Source organism: Paraburkholderia phymatum STM815 (assembly GCF_000020045.1).
GTDB classification, from domain to species: domain Bacteria; phylum Pseudomonadota; class Gammaproteobacteria; order Burkholderiales; family Burkholderiaceae; genus Paraburkholderia; species Paraburkholderia phymatum.
The window spans coordinates 122,823-144,036 of sequence record NC_010622.1; the positions used below are offsets into that span (position 1 = coordinate 122,823).

Here is a 21,214-nt window from a genome sequence, read left to right on the forward strand (position 1 = left end):
CATCATAGGAGGCACGCGGGTTCATTCCCGCGTGCCTTTTGTTTTGTGCGCTAAGTTTGCGCACACCACGCGGGGGACGCGATCGTGACACGGATGATCGATGACGAATGGCGGCGCTGGATCGCCGAGAACCTGTTGCTCGACGCATCGCCCGAACACGTGCATGCGGTGCTCATCGAACACGGCTTCGAGCGCGAACACGCACTATGCGAAATCGATAGCACGCTGAATAGCCCTTATTTTCTTGCGGGCGCCCGCTTGCGCAATCGTTTGCGCAAGCGTGAATGGATGTTTTCCGTGTACGGCGAGCTGAATCGCATGCGGCGGGGAGCGGATGAGATTGAACGTCACGCGGGTCTGTCGCGTGATGCGTTTTACGAGCAGTTCTATTTTCAGAACCGGCCAGTGATCGTCACCGGCATGATCGATTCGTGGCCAGCCCGCAGACGCTGGAATTTCGACTACTTTCGCGCGCGGTGCGCGCGTGCCGAGGTGGAAGTGCAGTTCGGCCGCGAAGCCGATGCGAACTACGAGATCAATCAGCCGTCACACAGGCGCGCGATGCGTTTTGGCGACTACGTCGATCTCGTCGAACGCGCCGGCGTCACGAACGACTTCTATATGACGGCGAACAACGCGTCGCGAAACCGAGTGGCGCTGGCGGCGTTGTGGGACGACGTACCGCCTATCGGCGAGTATCTGGATGCCGCGGCTGCCGATGCGGGCTATTTCTGGTTCGGGCCCGCCGGCACAAAGACGCCGTTTCACCACGATCTCACCAACAATCTGATGGCGCAGGTAATCGGGCGCAAGCGCGTGCTACTCGTGCCGTTCACCGACACCGCCCATATGTACAACCATCTGCATTGCTATTCGCAGGTTGATGGTGGGGCGCTCGATGTCGAACGGTTTCCGTCATTCGAACAGGCGCACGTGATCGAGTGCACGCTGGAACCGGGCGAACTGCTGTTTCTCCCGATCGGCTGGTGGCATTACGTCGAGGCGCTCGATGCCTCCGTCACGATGACGTACACGAGTTTTCTCGAACGCAACGACTTTGCGCGCACGTACAGCACGTATCGCGAGCTTTGAGCGATGCCTGCGCGCCGGCTCGTTGAACGAGCAGTTCAGATACGGAGCCGGCGCAATACCTTGGGTGCCGCGAACGCGACGAGCGCCGCACACAACGCGACGACGGACAGGCCGATGGGCAGATTCGTCACCTGCGCGACCCCGCCGATGATCACCGGTCCGAGCAGCAAGCCGAAGTACGCCAGCCCCGCGACGTGCGCGAGACCTTCGGCGGCGGGAATTCCCTTCACGCGCGCCGCTGCCGCGAACAGCACGGGCATCATGTTGGCGAGGCCGAGGCCCATCATCGTGAAACCGGTCAACGCGGCGACGGGATGCGGCAGAAGCAGCGCGCCGATCATGCCCGCGCAGGCCAGCGACGCGCTCGCGGCAGTCAGCTGCGGCGCGCCGAAACGCGCACGCACGGCGTCGCCGGCGAAACGCGCGACGGCCATGCCGCCTGAGAACGCCGCGTAGGCGGCGCTCGACACAGCGGGCGTCGATGCGACGACGTCGCGCATGTACACCGTCGCCCAGTCGTACATCGCGCCTTCCGCGATCAGCGCGACCAGTGCGATCGCGCCGAGTGCCCACAGTGCCGGCGAGCGCCAGCGGTTGCCGCGCGGCGCGTGCGCATCTGGATGCTCGGAATGCGGGACGTGGGGCAGCACCGCGGGGCACGCCGCCAGCAGCACGCCCGCACTCACCAGCGCTGCGAGCAGCAGATGCACGGCAGGCGCCATGCCGTGCGCGAGCGCCGCGCCGCCGACGGCCGCGCCTGCCATCCCGCCGAGGCTGAACATGCCGTGCAGCGACGACATGATCGGCCGGCCGAGCGCTTCTTCGACGGCGCTGGCTTCGGCGTTCATCGCGACGTCGAGTGTCGCCATCCCGGCGCCAAAGAACGCGAGCAACACGAGCAGCATCCAGTACGACGGCACGACGAGAATCAGCGCCGCGCACGCCGACATAACAAGGCCGCCCGCCAGACATGCGCGGCGCGTGCCGACGCGCGCGATCCACGGCCCGTTCGTCACCATCGCGCCGATCGAGCCGCCCGCGACTGCGAACAGCGCGACAGACAGCATCGCCGGATTCAAATGGAAGCGGTCGCGCACGGTCGGCACGTGGACGCCCCATGACGCATACATCATCCCGGCAATCAGGAAGAGCGCCATCGTCGCGTAACGCGCACGCTTGCGCGCGCTCGTGGGCAGATTGCGATGCGCGGCGGGAATGGATGCGGATTCGGAGGGGCGGTCGGACACGTAGCAGCCAGAGATCGAAGAAGAAGATACCGCGCGGGAACGACAGCGCGGTGAAAGCGTTTCCAGATTCTAGCGAAGCAATAGCGTGTCGTGCGGACAAGTCCCTGAACTAATATCTACTTTCCACGCGCGGCGCGTCGCCCGTTCTGATCAGGATCGATGTCGGCCTCGTCGATCCACGGGCATTGCGCAGCGCGAATTCATCCGACGAGGACGCGAACTTGAACATTCCCGCTCACGCTCCGCTGCATCTGCTGCATCAGGCCGCCATCGGCACGCTCGCCACGCATGCGCGCCAGCCGCGAGGTTTCCCGTATCCGACCGTGCTGCCATTCGCGCCTGACGCGCGGCATCGGCCGACGATTCTTGTGAGCCGTCTCGCCGAACACACGCGCAACCTGCACTCCGATCCGCGCTCGGGCTTCTTGATCGTCCATGCGCCGGACGGCGATGTGCTCAATGGCGAGCGCGTCACGCTGGTCGGCACGTTCGAGCACGTCCAGCCGACCCCGGAAGTAACTCATCGCTACTTGCGCTATCACCCCTCTGCCGAACGCTACCTCGTGCTGGGCGATTTTTCTTTCTGGGTGATGTCGATCGAGCGGATGCGCTATATCGGCGGGTTTGGCGCGATGGGCTGGCTGATGGCGGAGGACCTCGATCCGCTCGCGCCCGTTTCGTTCGAAGAGGAAAGCGCGCTGGCCGACATGATCGAGCGGCATCCGCGGCGTCCTGCGCATGTTCGACTACTGGGAGTCGACAGGTATGGCGCAGACCTGGTGACGTCGGGTAGCCGAAAGCGCGTCGCGTTCGACACGCCAGCTCCCGATTGGGAATCGCTCCGCGCACTTCTTGAAGATTGCATTGCCCGGCAGGGACCTGCTTAAGACTCACGTGCAAGGTCGTTTTACCGGATAAAAGGGCTGAGCTTTACAGTTTGCCGGTTGAAACTCGCATCGCATGAAATGTTCTGGAATAAATTAGCCATTGCTTTTCATGGTTTGGGAATTAATGTGAATTTATTCCCTCGGCGCTGGTGCTATTCAGCGAAAGAATAATTTGCCCGGGAACTCGCGGCTTACCGTCGCGTGAAAGATTAGGAAATTGAGATTAATGAATTTTCGCAGACGTCTTTTCCGGAGTTTCTATTTTGTGTTAATCTCGCCACCAAATTCCGAGGCATGACAACTTTCCGGACTAAATCGGCATAGACCGTCCGTCCATTTATCGAACCAGAAGGAAACTATGTCCTCCTACAGGGAACTACTTGCGCAGCGCGAAAAGCTCGAAAAGCAGATCGAAGAGGCGAAAGCGCGCGAGTATGCGGAAGTGTTAAACGAGATCAAGCAGAAAATGGCTGATTACGGCATTACGCTGGCCGAACTCGGTGGCTCACGTGCGAAAGCCGTCAAGACAGCGGGCCGTCCCCGAGCTGGCGTTGCGCCGAAATATCGCGATCCCGCGAGCGGCAGCACCTGGTCGGGTCGCGGTAAGCCACCCCGCTGGATTGCAGGCCAGGAGCGGGAAAAATTTCTCATCGAGAAATAATATGACTTAATGCTTGCACCGCGCGAGCAATGTGTTAAAGAAAACCGCGCCCACATCGAGAGGCGCGGTTTTTTTATTGGTCATCGGCTTATCTTTGGACGCGGTGGAGGCGCCTCGCCGCCGGTACTTTCATGCGAATGCTTCGCATTATGATAAGCACCTGATTTAAAAGCTTTTTTTGATCGCTTAACAGCGGATTCACGAAGCCGCGGGTAGAATTAATGGCACCCAACCCGTTTCCCTTCCAATGTCTTCCACCCTGGCGGCCCAGTCCGCGGAAAAACAGCGCGTCGCACGAACAAGCACTTTCGCGAGCATCGCACTTAATACGGTGCTGATGTCGATGCAGATCGTGATCGGCGTGTTTGCACATTCTCAGGCGCTCGTCGCCGACGGCGTGCATTCGCTCGCCGATCTCGTTTCCGATTTTGTCGTGCTGATCGCCAATCGGCATAGTGCGGCGGAGCCGGACGCGGATCATAACTACGGGCATAGCCGTTACGAAACGGTCGCTTCGCTATTTCTGGGCGGTCTGCTGATTTCGGTCGGCGTGGGGATGCTGTGGCGGGCCGGTGCACGGCTCTCCGACATGCAGAACATTCCCGCCGTGCATCTGAGCGCACTGGCGGTGGCGATCGTCGTGCTGCTGTCGAAGGAAGGGCTCTTTCGTTACATGCTGCGCGAAGCGCAGCGCGTGCGCTCGGCGATGCTGATTGCGAACGCGTGGCACGCTCGCTCGGACGCGGCGTCGTCGCTTGTGGTGGCGCTGGGTATTCTCGGAAGCATCGCGGGGGTGCGCCTGCTCGATCCCATAGCGGCTGCGATCGTCGGCTTCATGGTTGCGCGTATGGGCTGGACGTTCGGCTGGGATGCGCTGCAGGATCTGTCCGATCGCGCGCTGAACGAAGCCGACACGGCCGATCTGCGCTCACGCATCATGTCGACGCCTGGCGTGCGCGATGTCCACGAATTGCGCACGCGGAAAATGGGCGACTTTGCATTGGTCGACGCGCATATTCTCGTGGACCCGATGATCTCGGTTTCCGAAGGACACTACATCGCGGAGACGGCGCGCTCGCGCGTACTGTCGGACAGCCGCGTGCTCGACGCGCTGATTCACGTGGACCCGGAGAACGATGCGATTTCGCGGCCGCCCGTCAACCTGCCGCCGCGTGCAAAGATCGTCGCAGAAGTCGATACGGCGCTTGCTGCCCAAGGGCTCACGGCGGCCAGTGTGAATCTGCATTATCTGAGCACGGGGCTCGACATCGAAGTGACGTTGCAGCCGTCCAGGCTCGGCGCGCTGGAAAGCGAAGTGCATCAACTCGAGCGTATCGATCTGGAAGCTCTGAAGCTCAGACTGGGCGCGCGCCGCTTGAGCGTGACGCATGCCGTCGATGTGTCGACGGCCGGCGCGGAACTGGCGCGCGAGCCGCGCGGCGATGCATGAGGGAGCGGCTTAAAGCGGCAACTGCGTGTCGAACTTGATTTCGCGCAGCACGACGCTGGTGCGCACCTGCGCGACGGCGGGAATCTTGAAGATGCGGTCGTGCAGGAAGGTGTCGTATGCCTTGATGTCGGGGGCGACGATCTTGAGGATGTAGTCGGACTCGCCCGTCGTGCTGTAGCACTCGGTCACTTCGGGGCAAGTGGCGATTTCGCGCTCGAACTGCTCGACGCCGCCCTCCGTGTGACGTGTGAGGTGAATGTGGGCGAGGGCGCACACGTGCAGACCGAGCTTTTCCCGGTCGAGCAACGCCGTATAGCGCTGGATGATGCCCGATTGCTCCATGTCCTTGATGCGCCGCCAGCACGGCGTGCTGGAGAGCCCGACCTGATCGGAGATTTCCTGCACTGAACGGCGCGCGTCTAGCTGCAGAAGACGCAGGATCTTTTGAGAGAACGTATCGAGTGTCAACTGCGCCTCCGTTGTCGCGTCGCCTTTTTATCAATGTTAGAGGTCGCCGAAACGAAACGCAATGCAAACCGCCCGTACTGAGGGAGATTCCCTAAATTGCCGCCTACTCCGCGGGTTTTTGTCCTGCGTCGTCCCCATCCGCTTCCGACATGACAGCGCTCTGGCTCTGGCGCAGATCCGCGAGCATGTTGCAAAAGAGCGCGCCTTGCTCGATGGCGTCGTCGAGTGCGACGTGCGTATGCGGATGGTCGTCGAACCAGTGCTTCGGAAAGCGCGGCTTGATGCACTTGCGGTAGGGGAGGCCCGTCATCGCGAACGCGAGCGTCTTGATGTCGAGCGCCGACCACGAGAAGGGGCAGCGGCCGGCAAAACGCATCATGTACCAGAACATGAAGGTGAAGTCGAAGCCTGCCGGCATCGCTACGAACACAGGCTTGCCCGGCAGCGCCTCCACCCATTCGACATACGCGACGAGCGCCGCCGCCGGCTGCTGCAAGTTCTTGCGGCATGCGGTCCACGCTTCCGGCTGCGTCTTCCACCACGCTTCCTGCACGGGATGAGGCGCTGCGCCCTCGAGCAATTCGAGATTCGCCGAGAACGTGCCGATCAACTGCTTGTCAGCCGTATAGGCCGCCGACGCGAAGCTCAGCATCGAATGCGGGCCAGGAATCGGGCCGTCCGCTTCGACATCGGTGCTCACATAGATTTCGACACTCATGCCCCGACTCCGTCCGCGACATACGGATTCGTGCGGCGCTCGTCGCCGAATGTCGACGTGGGACCGTGGCCAGGGACGAATGTGACGTCGTCGCCGAGCGGCCACAGCTTTTCGCGAATCGAGCGGATCAGGTCGCCGTGATTACCGCGTGGAAAGTCCGTGCGGCCGATCGAGCCGGCGAACAGCACGTCTCCCACGAGCGCGAGACGGTGCGCGCGGCTGAAGAAGATCACGTGTCCCGGCGTGTGCCCCGGGCAGTGATAGACCTCGAGCGTTTCATCACCGAACGTGACCGTGTCCTTGTCTTTGAGCCAGCGCGTCGGCTCGAACGCTTCGGCCGCCGGAAAACCGAAACGCAGGCTTTGCTGGGGCAACTGGTCGATCCAGAAGCGCTCGTCGATATGCGGGCCTTCGATCGGCACGCCATAGTGCTCCGCTAACGTCTTCGCGCCCGCGCAATGATCGATATGACCGTGGGTCAGCAGCACCTTTTCCACTGAGGCTTTCTGGCGCTCCACCTCGCCCTTGATGATGTCCAGATCACCGCCCGGATCGACGATGGCCGCGCGCCCGGTCTTTTCGCAGACGAGCAGGGAACTGTTCTGCTGGAACGGCGTGACGGGGATCAGCGTGACTTTCATGAGTAACCACGTGCTTGGAAAACTCGATTGTACCGGCCGTCGAGGCGCATGCCATCGGCCGATAAGCCGACTGGCGAATACGCATTTTTGCAGTAATAGTGAGAATTCATCGGCGGCAAGTTGAGGTAGAGAACACAGGATTGTGTTTTTGGTATAATGTGCGTACTGGGTGTGGGAAAATCGCACCGTCTTTTGGGTGAGCAGGCGTTTCGTCTTATGAAATCGGCACGGACGCTGCTGGTTCACCATCAAGCAAGTGCTGTCGGTGATGCCGACGGCAAATCCATGCATCGATCGCTTTTTTCGATGCGCACGTCCTGTCTAGCCAGGCGCAACGCGCCTGCCACGGTCTCGCTACCGTAACGCTGGATGGGGCCTACGCCGCCTTCCTGAGCGCCGTGTTTTTCCGGCGCATGAGCGTGTGAACGTTCGATGGCGGCTCGTGGGGTCTGGCCGAAAACTGCGGGGACAGTTGCGTCAGACGTGAAAACTAACCGTGCGGTTGCGGCTGAAGGTGCCGCGTCCGGGCTTTCATCGTCCTGCGCCAGCGTTGCGCGGTGCGCGTTCGCCCTTTGCCGCCGGAGCCGCAAGCAAACGCACGGCATTTCGCGTGATGCGGCTCGCATTTGCATCAATTGTCTTATGAAAACTCGGCTACCCCGACGTGTTGGGAGCGTTTTTGCCTTTTTGGCACTCGCCGGTTGTGCGGTGCCTCCGGGCGCGAATACCCAGGTCAGCGGTGTATCGGCAACGACGAAGGATGCGCGCGCTGTCGTCGCGCCGCCGTCGTACGGTTCGGGTATGAACGATCTGCCAGGTACGGCAGACCAGAAGGGCAAACTCGCCGACGCAGAGCCGCTGACGGACGGCCCGAACATCGCGGACTTCCATCAGACGGGACGTGCGTCCTGGTATGGGCGCGGCTTCCACGGCCGCAAGACGGCAAACGGCGAGCGCTTCGACATGCATGCGCTGACGGCTGCACACCGAACGTTGCCACTTGGCTCGTACGTGCGAGTGACCAATCCGGCGACGAACGATTCCGTTGTCGTGAAGATCAACGACCGTGGGCCGTACGCTCGCGGCCGGGTGCTCGATCTTTCTTACGCAGCTGCGAAGATTCTGCATCTTGCGCATATCGGCACTGCGCGCGTGAAGATCGAAGGTCTGACGCAGCGTGAAGCAAAGGCCGAGATGAAGGAAATCCTGGCTTCGAATCAGGGCGACTCGAACGAGAAGTAAGAGCATTCTGGACCGATCGCCGCGGACATCGTCGTCTGCTTAAAAAAGGGCTGTGTGCGCACAGCCCTTTTTGCTTTTTCAATCGTCCTTTTTGAGTTCGAGCGCCCGCGTGTACAGCGTGTTGCGCGAGGCGCCTGTGAGCGCCGCCGCGATTTTGGCCGCGCTGCTCACCGATACCTCTTCCAGCAACATACCGAGAAGTGTGTCGTGCTCGTGTTCGCCTTCGGCATCGGCGGGCGCACCTTCGACGACCAGCACGAATTCGCCGCGCTGGCGGTTTGCATCCGCTTCGAGCCACTTTGGCCCTTCGGCCAGGGTGCAGCGATGCAATCCCTCATGTAATTTTGTCAACTCGCGGCCGATCAGCAGACGTCGCTGGCCGCCGAATGCATCGGCGAGCGCCTGGACGGTTTCGATGATGCGATGCGGCGCTTCGTAGAACACCATTGCTTGCGAGTGTTTGACGAGTGGCGCGAGCGCGGCAGCACGCTGCTTTGCTTTGGGCGGCAGGAAGCCGAGGAACGAGAATGTCGACACCCAGTCGCCTGCGACGCTAAGCGCGGTAGCGAGTGCGCTGGCGCCGGGCAGCGGCACGATCGTGAAACCGGCTTCGCGCACGGCATCGACGAGTTTCGCGCCGGGGTCGGAGATGCCGGGCGTGCCCGCATCGGAGACATACGCGACGCGCTCGCCAGCTCGCAGATAGTCCACGATGCGCTGCGCGGACTCACGTTCGTTGTGCTGATGCACAGCGACGAGCGGCTTTGCGATGCCATAGCGGGAAAGCAGTTGTCCCGTGTTGCGCGTGTCTTCGGCGGCGACGCGATCCACGAGGCCGAGCACGTGCAGCGCGCGCACCGTGATGTCGGCGATGTTGCCGATCGGCGTAGCTACGACGTACAGCGCAGAAGTGGGGTACTGCTGCCCTTGCGCGAGTTCGGAAAGAGGAGTCATGACACGAAAAACGCAGACAGATGAAACAAGGCAGACATTGTGCCACGCAGCCGCACCGTTACCCGCCTCTGCGCGTGAAGCCACGCGACCCGCTGACAACTTTTCGGGAGGCGCACGGTCCAAAATCGTCGGGGCGGCGTTCGAGGCGCGGGCGCTGACGTTTCTTCAGCGGCAGCGTTTGCGCTTCGTCGCGCGTAACGTCGTGTGCCGAGGCGGCGAGATCGACCTCGTGATGCGCGAGCGGGATGGTTCGCTCGTGTTCGTCGAAGTGCGTGCGCGGGCGCAAAGCGAATATGGCGGAGCGGCGGCGAGTGTCGGTTGGCGGAAGCAGCAGCGCATCGTGCGCGCCGCGCAGCATTTTTTGTCGACGCATGATGTTGCGATGCCCGCGTGCCGTTTCGATGTGATCGCGTTCGAGCGAGGACGTCTGGTGTGGGTGCGGGACGCTTTTCGCGTGGATGAAGGTTGAGACGCAGATTCGCCGCGTGAGTACGCTAAACTTGCGGACGCGAAAAGGGCTGGGCGCTTTTACTCGCTCGATGCGGGCAAGTGGCCGCCGTCAAGCGCAATGAAGAGCGGCCTCGTCAAGCGCGCCGGTCGGCGCGGCAGCGGACAATCGCACGGGGAAGCGCCCACGTCCAATTGAACCAGCGCTGCCGGGCGGGCGGCGCAAGCAGTACACCATAGAGAGTCGATGTCAGTCGAACGCATTCAACAACACTTCCGCGACAGCGCGGCAGTCACACTCGCAGCACTTGAAGCGCTGTCGATGCCGATCGCGGCGGCCGTCGACGCGATGTTTGCCGCACTTGCAAACGGTAACAAGATTCTGACGTGCGGCAATGGCGGCTCCGCTGCCGACGCGCAATACTTTGCCGCCGAACTGATCGGCGGCTTCGAGCGCGAGCGTCCCGCATTGCCGGCCATCGCGCTGACGACGGATTCTTCGGTCATCACGGGCATCGCCAACGATGCCTCGCTCGACCAGATTTTCGCGACGCAGGTTCGCGCGCTCGGCCAGCCCGGCGACGTGCTGCTTGCTATTTCGACGTCGGGCAATCCCGCCAATGTTCTCGCTGCCATCGAAGACGCGCACGACCGGGAGATGATCGTGGTAGCGCTGTCGGGCACGGGCGGCGGAAAGATCAACGAAGTGCTGCACGACACCGACATCCACATTTGCGCACCGTCCGATCGCACGGCGCGCGTGCAGGAAGTGCATCTGTTGACGATCCATAGTCTGTGCGACGGCATCGATGCCATGTTGCTCGGCGAAGAATGATTCCGAAGGAGAGTGAGTTGATGAGCGCATATCGCGTGAAGAGTACGTTCGTGAGAACCACGCTGGTGGTGGGTCTCGTCGCGGGGCTGGCCGCGACGTTGCAGGGCTGCGTGCTGGCTGTGGGTGCGGCGGCGGGCGGCAGCGCGCTGGTCGCGACCGACCGGCGCACGCTCGGCGCGCAGACGGAAGACCGCGAGATTCAGGTGAAGGCGATGTCGCTGATTAGCCAGAATCTGCCGGACTCGGCACACGTGAATGTGACGGTGTTCAACCGGCGCGTGCTGTTGACGGGTGAAGTTGCGGGCGACGTTTCCAAGGCTCGCGCCGAATCGGTTGTGCGCAGCCTCAATAATGTGAATGCAATTATCAACGAGTTGACCGTTGCGCCTGCGAGCTCTTTCTCGTCGCGGAGTAACGACACATATCTGGAAGGGCGTGTGAAGACGGCCCTGATCGCCGAGAAGGATATTTCGGCGAACAACTATAAGGTCGTGTGCGAGCGCGGGTCGATCTATCTGATGGGTCTGGTGACCGTCGATGAGGGCAATCGTGGCGCTGATGTCGCGAGCCGCGTGCCTGGTGTCACGCAGGTTGTGAAGGTGTTCCAGTACATCCAGCCGCAAGAAGCTGTTGCGGCGACGACGGCGGCCGCGTCGGCGGCTTCGGGGGCGCCGGCTGCTGCGGCCGCTCAGCCCGATGCCGAGGTGACGTCGGGGGCAGTGCCGGATTCGTCTATTACGTCGAAGCCGTTGGAACAGCAGTCACCTGCGCCGGTCAGCAACTCGTCGCAGGTGCATCCGGGGAATCCGAAGGCGGGGCAATGAGGGGCTTTGTTTCTGGTCTGTTGTGGGCGGCTGTAGTAGTGGGCTCGGTGGTGGGCTCGGTGGCTCATGCGGCCGATGCGCCGCCGCGTGGGCTTGCGATCGCTCGCAGCAATGCTTGTCTGGGGTGCCACGCTATAGATCGCAAGCTTGTTGGACCTTCGTTTCAGCAGGTTGCCGAGAAGTACAAGGGAAATGCCCAAGCTGCGGCTGTCCTCGCGAAGAAGGTCAAGGATGGCGGATCAGGTGTCTGGGGCGCGATTCCGATGCCCGCGCATCCTGCTATGAGCGATGCGGATATTCGCACGGTTGTCGATTGGGCGCTGGCTGGGGCGCCTTCCAAATAGCGCTTATGGGCGGTTGGCACAATAAAATTGTGCCGTGCTAGAATCGTCTCGTCGTGGGGCGGTAGCTCAGCTGGGAGAGCGTCGCGTTCGCAATGCGAAGGTCGGGAGTTCGATCCTCCTCCGCCCACTCGCGCCCGTCAGCGCAGCCTCTCCCATCCCCAATAGCCACGCCCCCCCTTTCCTTTCGCCCCGCTGACCACAGGGAACATTCACTCACGCGATTGTTCCTAGTCCACGTAAACCCGAAATCAAGCGGCACAACGAGCCTCGACACTGCGCACAACCCGAGCCCCCGCATGAACCCTCCCCGTCCCCGTTCGATCGAAGTGGATTTCTTCCGAGGGATTGTGTTGATCGTGATCGTGCTGGATCACATCCCGGGTAGCGTGTTACAGCACCTGATGCTGCACGCTTACGCCTTGTGCGACTCGGCGGAAGTGTTCGTCTGCCTGGGCGGCTACGCATCGGCCGCAGCGTACAACGCCGTGCTCAGCAAAAAAGGCCCCAAAGCCGCGCAGACCCGCTTCCACAAACGCTGCTGGGAGATCTACAGGGCATACCTGCTTACGGCTCTCCTTACACTACTATCAGGCGCAATCCTGCAGCGCTTGCATCTCAACCGCACGATGGTCGACTTGACCGGCTGGCCAGCGTTCTGCGCAGCCCCCCTCAAGGAAGCGTTCGAAATCGCAACCCTAAGACGCCAACCGTACCTATCAAGCGTCCTCCCGATGTATGTCCTCTTCGCCCTGACCGTCCCGCTAATCGTCCCAGTAGCTCGAAAGTCGCCGCTAACAGCACTTGCAATAAGCGCCACAACATGGGCGCTAGCCATCCCGCTAGCCAAACTCTCCGCGATCGACGACGTCAGCAACTGGGCCTTTAACCCTTTCGCCTGGCAACTGCTATTCGTAATCGGTATCCTTTGCCGCGAACACCCCGTCCCGACCGACATCCAGGAATCCCGCACGGGCCGTTGGTTAACCAAAGTCGCCGTCGCAGCCGTGCTAGCCTTCGCAGTCACCAAACTGTTCATCCTGACGCAACCGCTCCCGGGCCATCTCAAACAGAACCTGTCGATTGAACGCGTGATCAACTTCCTCGCCATCGCATGGCTCGCGACCGGGCTTATCCGCACGGGCGCGATCGCCCGACTCGCGCACCGCATGCCTGCCGTCGTCAAGGTCGGCCAGACGGGGCTCGCCTGTTTCGTTGGCGGTACGCTGATTTCGCTGATCGTCGATACAGCCACGCCGCGCAATCTCAGCGGCCTGAGCCACGGCCTGGCCGCGCTCGCGGGCGACCTGATCGCGATCGTCGCGGTGCTGTTGCTCGCGCGTTTCTGGAGCGACTGGAAGGGGCCGGCGCAGCCGCGCGCAGCCGTCACCGGAGCCGACTGCCGATGAAGCGCGGTACAGCATGGCCGCGTGCAGCGCGAACGCTGTCACGCATCGCGCTCACGTCCGCGATGGCCGCCGTCGGCGCAAACACAGCAGCGGCAGCCACGCCCGATAGCCAGACGCAACCTCAACATCCGCCCGCGACAGAACCCAAAAAGGCCGCCTTCAACACGCGCTGCACCGACCTGAACGGCCTCTGGCTCGACCCCGACACCATCGCGCTTCCCACTCACGGCGCGCATGTCGAAACTGCCACGCCAATCTCGGCGCAAACGCCGGGCAACGGCGCGGGCGAGTTCTGCCGCATCACGGGTGTGATACGCCCAATCAAAGGCACGACGCCCGACATCCGTTTCGACCTGAACCTGCCGCGTCGCTGGAACGGCCGCGCATTGCAGGTCGGCGGCGGCGGCTACAACGGTACGGTCGTCACCGGTATCGGCGTGATGCCGTTCTCGCCAATCCGTGCGCCGCTCGCGCAAGGCTACGTCACCTTGGGCGACGACTCAGGCCACGTCGGTAACTCGTCGCTCGCGGTGTTCGGGCTCGTCGACGAATCCGTCGTCAACTTCGGCTACGCGCATCTGAAGAAAACTCACGACGCGGCCCTCGCGCTGATTGTGCGCATGTACGGTCATCCACCGGACCGCATGTACTTCGCCGGCGGTTCGACGGGCGGCCGCGAAGGCTACACGGTGATGCAGCGTTTCCCCGACGACTACGACGGTGTGATCGCCGACTCGCCCGCGCTGAATTTCTCCGGCGTGCGGCTGATCGGCGTGCGCATCGGTCAGGCCGAATATGCGTCGCATGGTGGCTTCGTGCCGCCGGCCCTGCTCGAACGCGTCTATCAGAAGTCGCTCGAAGTCTGCGACAAGCTCGACGGCGCAGCCGACGGCATCGTCAGCGACGTCGCGCAATGCCGTCAGCACGAAGCCGAAATCATCGACGCGCTGCGCTGCCATCGTGGCTCGTCCTACGCGCACGAAGGCGGTTGTCTCACCGACGCGCAACTCGCGACGCTGAACGTTCTGCGCGACGGCCTCAAGTTGCCGTACAAGCTTGCTTACGACGTGAGTGGCTATCACGGCTACAACGTCTTTCAGGGCACACGCCTGAACGGCGCGCTCGGACTCGGCCGCGACCCGGTGCGGCAGACGTCGCCCACCTTCGCCGGCAACGGCTATCTGTTCGCACAAGGTGACGGCTACGCACGCTATTTCGTCGCGCAGGACGCGACCTTCGACTCAATGAAGTTCGACGTCCTGCATCCCGGCAAGTATCAGAAGCAGCTGGTCGCGCTCTCGCAGACCATCGGCGCGATGAATCCCGACCTGAGCCGCTTCATGGCGAAAGGCGGCAAGCTGATTACGATGCAGGGTCTCGCCGACGAAGTCATCAGCCCGAACCAGACCATCGGCTACTACGAGCATCTCGTGGATCTATACGGCGACGAGCGCGTGAACGCGTTCATGCGTCTCTACATGGTGCCCGGCTTCCAGCACGGCAGCGGCGTCTTCATTCCGTCCGTCGATCTGCTCGGCGCACTCGACAACTGGGTGACGCGCGGCATCTCGCCGGAAACGCTGCTCGCCACCGACATCGCACCACCCACCAACGGCCGGTCGCGTCCGCTGTGCCGCTATCCGATGTATCCGCGCTATCTCGGCAAGGGCAATCTCAACGACGGGAACAACTTCGTTTGCAGCGAACCTTGAGCACTGCAAAGTCAGACAAAACACTGCGGATGGGATCGCGGTGCAAAGCTGTCGCGCATCGCACATTTCGGCTCTCTTTTATGCGCAATCGCGCAGTGCCCCCTGTAGTATTTGTCGAGCGTGCAGAAAGGCGCCGCTATCTGCTGTCATCAGGCGCCTTCCGGTAATGTTTGCGTGCATCGACTGTGCGCAAACGGTTTGCACGCAAACAGTCGCGCAATATTTACCTGAACCGTTTCTGGGAGACCTTATGAACGCATCGAAAAGCGCGGCTCTCGTCGAAGTACTGACGCGTCATCGCGATACGCTGCTGACCGAATGGTTGAATCAGCATCTATCGATCGCGCTTCGCCGCGGCCTGACGACGGAAGCGGAAATGAACGATCAGTTCCGCAACTTCCTGAACGTGTTCTCCGATACGCTCGCCAGATCCGATACGCTCGATGCAAGCCGTCCCGAATGGGAACCCGTGCGCGCATTTCTCACCGACATGTCCACGCATCGCGCGCGCCAGGGCTTCACGCCCGTCGAGACGGCCACCTTCGTGTTCTCGCTGAAGCAGCCGTTGTACTCGCGTATGCGTGAAGAATTCGACAGCCAGCCGCTCGAACTCGCCGAAGTAAGCTGGACGGTCAACCTGCTGCTCGACGCGCTCGGCCTCTTTACGACGGAAGTCTTCCAGCGCGCGCGCGAAGCGATCATCTCGCGTCAGCAGGAAGAACTGCTCGAACTGTCGACGCCCGTCGTGCAGTTGTGGGAAGGCATTCTCGCGCTGCCGTTGATCGGCACGCTCGACTCCGCACGCACGCAGGTCGTGATGGAAAGTCTGCTGCAGAAGATCGTCGAAACGGGCGCCGCGATTTCGATCATCGACATCACGGGCGTTCCGACCGTCGACACACTGGTCGCGCAACATCTGCTCAAGACGGTTGCCGCCGCGCGTCTGATGGGGGCGGACTGCATCATTAGCGGCATACGTCCACAGATTGCACAGACCATCGTGCATCTCGGCGTCGATCTCACGAACGTGATCACGAAGTCGACGCTCGCCGACGCTTTCATCGTCGCGCTGCAAAAAAGCGGTTCGAGCATTTCGACTCGCATCGCGAGCTAAGGTGATCACATGGATCGCATTCCAATCCTGCGGATGGGCGATTGCCTGATCGTCGCGATTCAGGTCGATATGCACGACCGTCTCGCCATCGCGCTTCAGGACGATCTGACCGCGCGCATCGTGAAGGACAAGGCGAAAGGCGTGCTGATCGACATTTCGGCGCTCGATATCGTCGACTCTTTCATTGGCCGCATGATCAGCAACACGGCGGCGATGGCGACCGTGCTCGATGCGCAAACAGTCGTGGTCGGCATGCAGCCGTCCGTGGCGATCACGCTGGTAGAACTGGGGCTCACGCTGACAGGTGTGCGTACGGCGCTTAATGTCGAACGAGGCATGGCGCTGCTCAAGCAGCGACAGCGTTGACCAACCGGGGCGCTCACACATGAACTCATTCGGCGTAGTAGTGACATCGACTGTCGAAGTCGGTCTGCGCTCGGATCAGGAGATCGTCAAGCTTCGCCAGATCGTGCGCGACGAAGCGATTGCGCAGGGCTTCTCGCTCGTCGATCAGACGAAGTTCGTCACCGCCGCGAGCGAACTGGCACGCAACACGCTTCTGTACGGCGGCGGCGGCGATGCGACGCTTGACGTGCTGCTCAACGGCTCGCGCAAAGGCCTCAGACTGATCTTCGTCGATCAGGGGCAGGGCATTGCGGATATCGAGCGCGCGTTGCAGGACGGCTTCACGAGCGGCTCCGGCCTCGGCCTTGGGCTCGGCGGCGCGCGGCGTCTGTGCGACGAATTCGAAATCCAGTCGGAACCAGGAAAAGGCACGAGAGTGTCAATCACCAAATGGAAACTTCGCTGAGCGGTCTGCGCGCCATGCATGCGTCGTTCGAAATCGCCGACGCCAGCAGCGTCGCGTTTGCACGGCGCAGTGCGAACGACGCCGGGCAGAAAGGCGCGTTAAACGACACGGACCTGGGCCGGGTCGCGTTGATCGTCACGGAAGCCGCGACCAACATCCTCAAGCATGCGCAGCACGGCGAACTGCTCGTGCGCGTGTTGCCTTCGGGTGCGGCGGGCACACGCGCGGACGGTGTCGAGATCATCGCGATCGACAAGGGTCCCGGCATGCGGGACGTGGGGCTCGCGTTTCGCGACGGCAGCACGACTGCAGGCACGCCGGGCACTGGGCTGGGCGCGATCCGCCGGCTGTCGGAAGACGTGTCGGTGTATTCCCAACCGGGGCTTGGCACTGTGCTGCGCGCGGTCGTGCGCAGCCGCAGTCCCAGCGATCACGCCCCAGCGCGCGCGATGCGAGCGGCGGCGGGTACCGACATCGGCGGCGTGTGCGTGCCTTATCCGGGCGAATCAGTATGCGGTGACGCGTGGGGCATCGAATCGGATCAGCACGGCCTGACCGTCACCGTCGCCGATGGATTGGGCCACGGTCCCGACGCGCACGTCGCGGCGGCGGGCGCGGTCGATGTCGTGCGGCGGCGCGCAGGCCGCTCGCCTGCAGCGCTGATGGAGCTCGCACACGGCGCGTTGCGTCCGACGCGCGGCGCCGCTGTCGCGATCGCGCGACTCGATCTGGCGCGTTCGCAACTCGAATTCGCGGGCACGGGCAACATATCGGCGTCGATCTTCAACGTCGGCAGGCCGGTCCTCGTCGGCGGCGGTTCGACGCGCAGTGCGAGTGCGACATCGGAGGGAACGCGCAACAGCTGGCAACTCACGTCGCGCAACGGCATCGTCGGCCATACCATGCGCGATTCGCAGGAGTTTGCCGTGCCGTGGACGCGCGACGCACTGCTCATCCTGCATTCGGACGGTATCGGTACGCGCTGGGATCTGGCCGCCTATCCGGGGCTGCATCTGCAGCCGGCCGTGATGATTGCGGCGGTGCTGTACCGCGACTTTTCGCGGCGACGAGACGACGCGACCGTGGTCGTCGTCAAGGCGGATCAGCAGCAATCGGTTAAGGGATCGGAGTAGGGCGCCAACTCCCACCGACAGCTTTGCATGGGGCGGGAGCAAGGCGCTAAAGCGCCAACTCCCACCGACAGGAGTAAATTTCACGCATGACGACCCCTATCCTGCGCATCCGGCTCGGCGCCGAAGAAGATGTCGTGGCGGCGCGCCGCAAGGCTCGTGCGATCGCCGCGGGCTTTGGCTTCTCTTCGCTCGATCAGACGCGCATCGCGAGCGCCGTGTCGGAGATCGCGCGCAACGCGTTCGAGTATGCGCACGGCGGCGAAGTGACGTTCACGTTCGACGCCGCAGCTAAGCCGCAAGCGCTGCTCATCGACGTGCGCGACAAGGGGCCCGGCATCCGGAATCTTGAATCGGTGCTGGAAGGCACGTACCGCTCGCCGACGGGCATGGGCTGCGGCATCGCCGGCAGCCGTCGCCTGATGGACCGTTGCGAGATCCAATCGTCTGCAGAACAGGGCACGGTCGTGTCGATGGCGCGCTTTCTGCCGAACGACCGGCCCGAGATGGCGCTCACCGGCATCGACGCGATCATGCGCAGCCTCGTGCAGCAAAACCCGACGAGCGCGCGTATGCACAGTGAAACCAACGACGAAACAGCGCGCCGTTCGATGGACGAACTGCACGAACAGAACCGCGAACTGCTGTCGACGCTGACGGAATTGCGCGACCGTCAGGACGAACTTTCGCGTCTCACCCAGGAACTCGAAGCGACTAATCGCGGCGTCGTCGCGCTATACGCGGAACTCGACGAGCGCGCGGACGAGCTGCGCCGCGCCGACGCGATGAAATCGCGCTTCCTGTCGAACATGAGCCACGAGCTGCGTACGCCGCTCAGTTCGATACGCGCGCTTTCGAACTTGCTGCTCAATCGTCTCGATGGCGATCTTTCCGGCGAGCAGGAACGCCAGGTGCTACTTATCCGCAAATCGGCCGAGGACCTGTCCGAGATCGTTAACGACCTCCTCGATCTGGCCAAGATCGAAGCGGGCCGTACAGATGTGACGCCCGTCTGGTTCAAGGCTGCGGGGCTATTCGCGGCGCTGCGCGCGATGCTCACGCCTCTCCTGACCGATCCGGCGGTGAAGCTGATCTTCGAGGACACACACGGTTTGCCATCCATCTTCGCCGACGAAGCGAAACTCACGCAGATACTGCGTAACTTTGTCTCGAACGCGCTCAAATTTACCGAGCGCGGGGAAATACGCGTCGGTGCGCACCTTGAGCCGGATGGCCAGCACGTCACATTTGCCGTGGTCGACACGGGAATTGGCATCGCGGAGGAACACCAGCAAGTGATCTTCGAGGAATTCGGCCAGGTGCAGAACCATCTGCAGCAGCGCGTGAAGGGAACGGGGCTCGGCTTGCCGCTATGCCGCAAGCTCGCCGCGCTGCTCGGCGGCCATGCAGGCGTCGACAGCAAACCGGGCGTCGGCTCGACCTTCTACCTGACGCTGCCCCTCGAGGCCAAGGCTGCAGCCGGCCCGGACGTGCGATGGGCGGACGGCTCGTCCATCGCACACGGAGGCGCCTCATGACGGTTGCCGCTCCGCTGATTTTGAACGTCGACGACAACGACGGCGCGCGTTATGCGAAAACGCGCGTGCTCGTGCATGCCGGTTTCGATGTGGTCGAGGCGGCGACGGGCCAGGGCGCGCTCGATCAGGTGCGCACGCACAACCCCGCGATCGTGCTGCTCGATGTGAAGCTGCCCGATATCAGCGGCATCGAGGTCTGTTCGATTCTCAAGCGCGATCCGCAGACGCGATCGACGCTCATCCTGCAAACGTCAGCGGCCGCTGTGCAATCGTTCGACAAGGTTCGCGCGCTCGACGGCGGAGCGGACAGCTATCTGACCGAGCCGATCGAGCCCGCCGAACTCGTCGCCAACGTGCGCGCGCTGCTGCGGCTGCATCGCGCGGAAGAAGCGCTGCGCGACGCCGACCGCCGCAAGGACCAGTTTCTCGCGACGCTCGCACACGAACTGCGCAATCCGCTCGCGCCGATCCGCAATGCGGTCGAACTGATGGATCCGCGCTATCACGCGGCCGAAGACGCCGTGTGTCATGCGCGCATGATCGCGCGCCGTCAGGTCGAACATCTGAGCCGGCTGGTCGACGATCTGCTCGACGTGTCGCGCATCACGCACGGCAAGATCGCGCTGCAGCGCGAATGCGTTCATCTCGATGCTGCCGTCGCGACGGCCGTCGAAGCGAACCAGCCGTTCATCGCGACGAAACAGCACACATTGCGCGTCAATGTGCCCAAGAGCGCCTGCATGATTTACGGTGATCCGATCCGCGTCGCGCAGGTGATCAGCAATCTTTTGTCGAATGCGGCGAAGTACACGCCGGAGGGCGGCGTGATCGAACTGGACGTGAGCGCCGCCGACGGCAGCGTGACGGTTCGCGTGCGCGACAACGGCATCGGCATTCCACCGAACGAACTGGCGGATGTGTTCAACCTGTTCATGCAGTCAGAAGATTCGCTGGCGCGCTCCGAAGGCGGTCTCGGCATTGGGCTGTCGCTCGCGAAGACCCTCACCGAACTGCATGGCGGAACGATCGAAGCATTTTCAGGAGGACTCGGGATGGGCTCAGAATTCGTCGTGACGCTGCCGATGGTGGTCGAACAAAGCGCTGGCAAGCCCTGTGACGCATCGCCGGACACGTCGGCGGCGGCTGACGGAGAGCCCGCTGCCAGGCAGCCCGCGGGCGAAGCCACGCCCGCAACACGACGGCGCGTGATGGTGGTCGACGACAGCGTCGATGGCGCGGAGTCGATGTCGATCCTGCTCGAGATGCTCGGCCACGAGGTGCGCGTGATGTACGACGGCGCAGCGGCGATCGCGGCCGCGAGCGAATTCAAGCCGGAGGTCGTGCTGCTCGATATCGGCTTGCCGGGCGTCGACGGCTACCAGGTGGCGCGCGCGTTGCGCGCCGAGCCGGCCACGGCGGGCGCGCTGCTGATCGCGCTGACGGGCTACGGACAGGACACCGACCGCCAGCGTACGCGCGACGCGGGCTTCGATCACCACCTCGTGAAGCCGGCTTCGCTCGACGACATCGAGCGCGTGATCGCGGCGGACGGCGCAAGCGGAGCGCCGCGCAATCCCGGCACGACGCTGCGGCCGGACGCGAACTGCTCTGACGCGACCCGTTCCGATGTGACGGAGTGAATGCATCGGATGAAACACGGCGAGTAGCGAACCCAGGCGAGCGCAGCACACAT

At 62.7% G+C, this 21,214-nt stretch carries 22 protein-coding genes and 1 tRNA gene; 18 read left to right on the top strand and 5 right to left on the bottom strand.

What is annotated here, in order from left to right:
- Positions 1 to 93 precede the first annotated feature (93 nt).
- The gene (locus tag BPHY_RS00555; protein WP_012399536.1) at positions 94 to 1,092 is read left to right on the top strand and encodes a cupin-like domain-containing protein; all 999 of its coding nucleotides are present in this window, start codon (positions 94 to 96) and stop codon (positions 1,090 to 1,092) included.
- A gap of 35 nt (positions 1,093 to 1,127) precedes the next feature.
- On the opposite strand, the gene BPHY_RS00560 is transcribed toward BPHY_RS00555, so the two are convergent.
- On the bottom strand, positions 1,128 to 2,339 hold the full coding sequence (locus BPHY_RS00560) for an MFS transporter (protein ID WP_012399537.1): 1,212 nt from the start codon (positions 2,337 to 2,339) through the stop codon (positions 1,128 to 1,130).
- A 221-nt stretch (positions 2,340 to 2,560) separates the two neighbouring features.
- Between BPHY_RS00560 and BPHY_RS00565 the strand changes: the two genes are divergently transcribed.
- The 3 genes from BPHY_RS00565 (at position 2,561) to BPHY_RS00575 (ending at position 5,337) form a co-directional block, all read left to right on the top strand.
- On the top strand, positions 2,561 to 3,226 hold the full coding sequence (locus BPHY_RS00565) for a HugZ family pyridoxamine 5'-phosphate oxidase (RefSeq protein WP_012399538.1): 666 nt from the start codon (positions 2,561 to 2,563) through the stop codon (positions 3,224 to 3,226).
- Between the two features lie 358 nt (positions 3,227 to 3,584).
- The gene (locus tag BPHY_RS00570; protein WP_012399539.1) at positions 3,585 to 3,887 is read left to right on the top strand and encodes an H-NS histone family protein; all 303 of its coding nucleotides are present in this window, start codon (positions 3,585 to 3,587) and stop codon (positions 3,885 to 3,887) included.
- A 247-nt stretch (positions 3,888 to 4,134) separates the two neighbouring features.
- Entirely contained in the window at positions 4,135 to 5,337 is a 1,203-nt protein-coding gene (locus tag BPHY_RS00575) for a cation diffusion facilitator family transporter (RefSeq protein ID WP_012399540.1), read from the top strand.
- Positions 5,338 to 5,346: 9 nt separating this feature from the next.
- On the opposite strand, the gene BPHY_RS00580 is transcribed toward BPHY_RS00575, so the two are convergent.
- The 3 genes from BPHY_RS00580 to BPHY_RS00590 all read right to left on the bottom strand — a co-directional run bounded on the left by BPHY_RS00580 (position 5,347) and on the right by BPHY_RS00590 (position 7,164).
- On the bottom strand, positions 5,347 to 5,805 hold the full coding sequence (locus BPHY_RS00580; protein WP_012399541.1) for an Lrp/AsnC family transcriptional regulator: 459 nt from the start codon (positions 5,803 to 5,805) through the stop codon (positions 5,347 to 5,349).
- Between the two features lie 103 nt (positions 5,806 to 5,908).
- Complete coding sequence (locus tag BPHY_RS00585) at positions 5,909 to 6,523, bottom strand: 3'-5' exonuclease family protein (protein ID WP_012399542.1); 615 nt, start codon at positions 6,521 to 6,523, stop codon at positions 5,909 to 5,911.
- A complete protein-coding gene (locus BPHY_RS00590) occupies positions 6,520 to 7,164 on the bottom strand; it encodes an MBL fold metallo-hydrolase (protein WP_012399543.1) in 645 nt (214 codons plus the stop codon). Before BPHY_RS00590 ends, BPHY_RS00585 begins: the two co-directional genes overlap by 4 nt.
- Before the next feature lie 642 nt (positions 7,165 to 7,806).
- Here BPHY_RS00590 and BPHY_RS00595 point away from each other — a divergent pair.
- Entirely contained in the window at positions 7,807 to 8,406 is a 600-nt protein-coding gene (locus tag BPHY_RS00595) for a septal ring lytic transglycosylase RlpA family protein (RefSeq protein WP_012399544.1), read from the top strand.
- Positions 8,407 to 8,484: 78 nt separating this feature from the next.
- Here BPHY_RS00595 and rsmI read toward each other — a convergent pair whose 3' ends face one another.
- Positions 8,485 to 9,360, bottom strand: coding sequence for a 16S rRNA (cytidine(1402)-2'-O)-methyltransferase (gene rsmI / locus BPHY_RS00600; protein WP_012399545.1), 876 nt, complete (start codon positions 9,358 to 9,360; stop codon positions 8,485 to 8,487).
- Between rsmI and BPHY_RS00605 the strand changes: the two genes are divergently transcribed.
- From BPHY_RS00605 to BPHY_RS00665, 13 genes are all read left to right on the top strand, one after another.
- Positions 9,359 to 9,829 carry a YraN family protein gene (locus BPHY_RS00605; protein WP_012399546.1) on the top strand — a complete coding sequence of 157 codons (471 nt, stop codon included), beginning with the start codon at positions 9,359 to 9,361 and terminating at the stop codon, positions 9,827 to 9,829. The two genes, rsmI and BPHY_RS00605, sit on opposite strands and share 2 nt — an antisense overlap.
- Before the next feature lie 225 nt (positions 9,830 to 10,054).
- A complete protein-coding gene (locus BPHY_RS00610) occupies positions 10,055 to 10,642 on the top strand; it encodes a phosphoheptose isomerase (RefSeq protein ID WP_012399547.1) in 588 nt (195 codons plus the stop codon).
- Between the two features lie 20 nt (positions 10,643 to 10,662).
- Positions 10,663 to 11,466 (top strand): BON domain-containing protein, encoded by an 804-nt coding sequence (locus BPHY_RS00615; protein ID WP_012399548.1) that lies wholly within the window; start codon positions 10,663 to 10,665, stop codon positions 11,464 to 11,466.
- The gene (locus tag BPHY_RS00620; RefSeq protein WP_012399549.1) at positions 11,463 to 11,810 is read left to right on the top strand and encodes a c-type cytochrome; all 348 of its coding nucleotides are present in this window, start codon (positions 11,463 to 11,465) and stop codon (positions 11,808 to 11,810) included. Before BPHY_RS00615 ends, BPHY_RS00620 begins: the two co-directional genes overlap by 4 nt.
- A gap of 55 nt (positions 11,811 to 11,865) precedes the next feature.
- A tRNA-Ala gene (locus BPHY_RS00625) sits at positions 11,866 to 11,939 on the top strand.
- Positions 11,940 to 12,106: 167 nt separating this feature from the next.
- Positions 12,107 to 13,216 (top strand): OpgC domain-containing protein, encoded by a 1,110-nt coding sequence (locus tag BPHY_RS00630; RefSeq protein WP_012399550.1) that lies wholly within the window; start codon positions 12,107 to 12,109, stop codon positions 13,214 to 13,216.
- Positions 13,213 to 14,928, top strand: a complete 1,716-nt coding sequence (locus tag BPHY_RS00635; RefSeq protein WP_012399551.1) for a tannase/feruloyl esterase family alpha/beta hydrolase — start codon at positions 13,213 to 13,215, stop codon at positions 14,926 to 14,928. The genes BPHY_RS00630 and BPHY_RS00635 overlap by 4 nt, the downstream gene beginning before the upstream one ends.
- Before the next feature lie 250 nt (positions 14,929 to 15,178).
- The gene (locus tag BPHY_RS00640) at positions 15,179 to 16,042 is read left to right on the top strand and encodes an STAS domain-containing protein (RefSeq protein ID WP_012399552.1); all 864 of its coding nucleotides are present in this window, start codon (positions 15,179 to 15,181) and stop codon (positions 16,040 to 16,042) included.
- A gap of 9 nt (positions 16,043 to 16,051) precedes the next feature.
- Entirely contained in the window at positions 16,052 to 16,408 is a 357-nt protein-coding gene (locus tag BPHY_RS00645) for an STAS domain-containing protein (RefSeq protein WP_012399553.1), read from the top strand.
- Between the two features lie 19 nt (positions 16,409 to 16,427).
- Positions 16,428 to 16,853, top strand: coding sequence for an anti-sigma regulatory factor (locus BPHY_RS00650; protein ID WP_012399554.1), 426 nt, complete (start codon positions 16,428 to 16,430; stop codon positions 16,851 to 16,853).
- A complete protein-coding gene (locus tag BPHY_RS00655; protein ID WP_012399555.1) occupies positions 16,838 to 17,986 on the top strand; it encodes an ATP-binding protein in 1,149 nt (382 codons plus the stop codon). The genes BPHY_RS00650 and BPHY_RS00655 overlap by 16 nt, the downstream gene beginning before the upstream one ends.
- 86 nt (positions 17,987 to 18,072) lie before the next feature.
- A complete protein-coding gene (locus tag BPHY_RS00660; RefSeq protein ID WP_012399556.1) occupies positions 18,073 to 19,521 on the top strand; it encodes a sensor histidine kinase in 1,449 nt (482 codons plus the stop codon).
- Positions 19,518 to 21,161 carry a response regulator gene (locus BPHY_RS00665; RefSeq protein ID WP_012399557.1) on the top strand — a complete coding sequence of 548 codons (1,644 nt, stop codon included), beginning with the start codon at positions 19,518 to 19,520 and terminating at the stop codon, positions 21,159 to 21,161. The genes BPHY_RS00660 and BPHY_RS00665 overlap by 4 nt, the downstream gene beginning before the upstream one ends.
- The last annotated feature ends 53 nt before the right edge of the window (positions 21,162 to 21,214 follow it).

Excerpts from the sequence above, each read along its gene's own strand:
- BPHY_RS00555 (WP_012399536.1), top strand. The coding sequence starts at position 94 with ATGATCGATGACGAATGGCGGCGCTGGATCGCCGAGAACCTGTTGCTC.
- BPHY_RS00570 (WP_012399539.1), top strand. The coding sequence starts at position 3,585 with ATGTCCTCCTACAGGGAACTACTTGCGCAGCGCGAAAAGCTCGAAAAG.
- BPHY_RS00575 (WP_012399540.1), top strand. The coding sequence starts at position 4,135 with ATGTCTTCCACCCTGGCGGCCCAGTCCGCGGAAAAACAGCGCGTCGCA.
- BPHY_RS00585 (WP_012399542.1), bottom strand. The coding sequence starts at position 6,523 with ATGAGTGTCGAAATCTATGTGAGCACCGATGTCGAAGCGGACGGCCCG.
- BPHY_RS00590 (WP_012399543.1), bottom strand. The coding sequence starts at position 7,164 with ATGAAAGTCACGCTGATCCCCGTCACGCCGTTCCAGCAGAACAGTTCC.
- BPHY_RS00595 (WP_012399544.1), top strand. The coding sequence starts at position 7,807 with ATGAAAACTCGGCTACCCCGACGTGTTGGGAGCGTTTTTGCCTTTTTG.
- BPHY_RS00605 (WP_012399546.1), top strand. The coding sequence starts at position 9,359 with ATGACACGAAAAACGCAGACAGATGAAACAAGGCAGACATTGTGCCAC.
- rsmI (WP_012399545.1), bottom strand. The coding sequence starts at position 9,360 with ATGACTCCTCTTTCCGAACTCGCGCAAGGGCAGCAGTACCCCACTTCT.
- BPHY_RS00610 (WP_012399547.1), top strand. The coding sequence starts at position 10,055 with ATGTCAGTCGAACGCATTCAACAACACTTCCGCGACAGCGCGGCAGTC.
- BPHY_RS00615 (WP_012399548.1), top strand. The coding sequence starts at position 10,663 with ATGAGCGCATATCGCGTGAAGAGTACGTTCGTGAGAACCACGCTGGTG.
- BPHY_RS00620 (WP_012399549.1), top strand. The coding sequence starts at position 11,463 with ATGAGGGGCTTTGTTTCTGGTCTGTTGTGGGCGGCTGTAGTAGTGGGC.
- BPHY_RS00630 (WP_012399550.1), top strand. The coding sequence starts at position 12,107 with ATGAACCCTCCCCGTCCCCGTTCGATCGAAGTGGATTTCTTCCGAGGG.
- BPHY_RS00635 (WP_012399551.1), top strand. The coding sequence starts at position 13,213 with ATGAAGCGCGGTACAGCATGGCCGCGTGCAGCGCGAACGCTGTCACGC.
- BPHY_RS00640 (WP_012399552.1), top strand. The coding sequence starts at position 15,179 with ATGAACGCATCGAAAAGCGCGGCTCTCGTCGAAGTACTGACGCGTCAT.
- BPHY_RS00645 (WP_012399553.1), top strand. The coding sequence starts at position 16,052 with ATGGATCGCATTCCAATCCTGCGGATGGGCGATTGCCTGATCGTCGCG.
- BPHY_RS00650 (WP_012399554.1), top strand. The coding sequence starts at position 16,428 with ATGAACTCATTCGGCGTAGTAGTGACATCGACTGTCGAAGTCGGTCTG.
- BPHY_RS00655 (WP_012399555.1), top strand. The coding sequence starts at position 16,838 with ATGGAAACTTCGCTGAGCGGTCTGCGCGCCATGCATGCGTCGTTCGAA.
- BPHY_RS00660 (WP_012399556.1), top strand. The coding sequence starts at position 18,073 with ATGACGACCCCTATCCTGCGCATCCGGCTCGGCGCCGAAGAAGATGTC.
- BPHY_RS00665 (WP_012399557.1), top strand. The coding sequence starts at position 19,518 with ATGACGGTTGCCGCTCCGCTGATTTTGAACGTCGACGACAACGACGGC.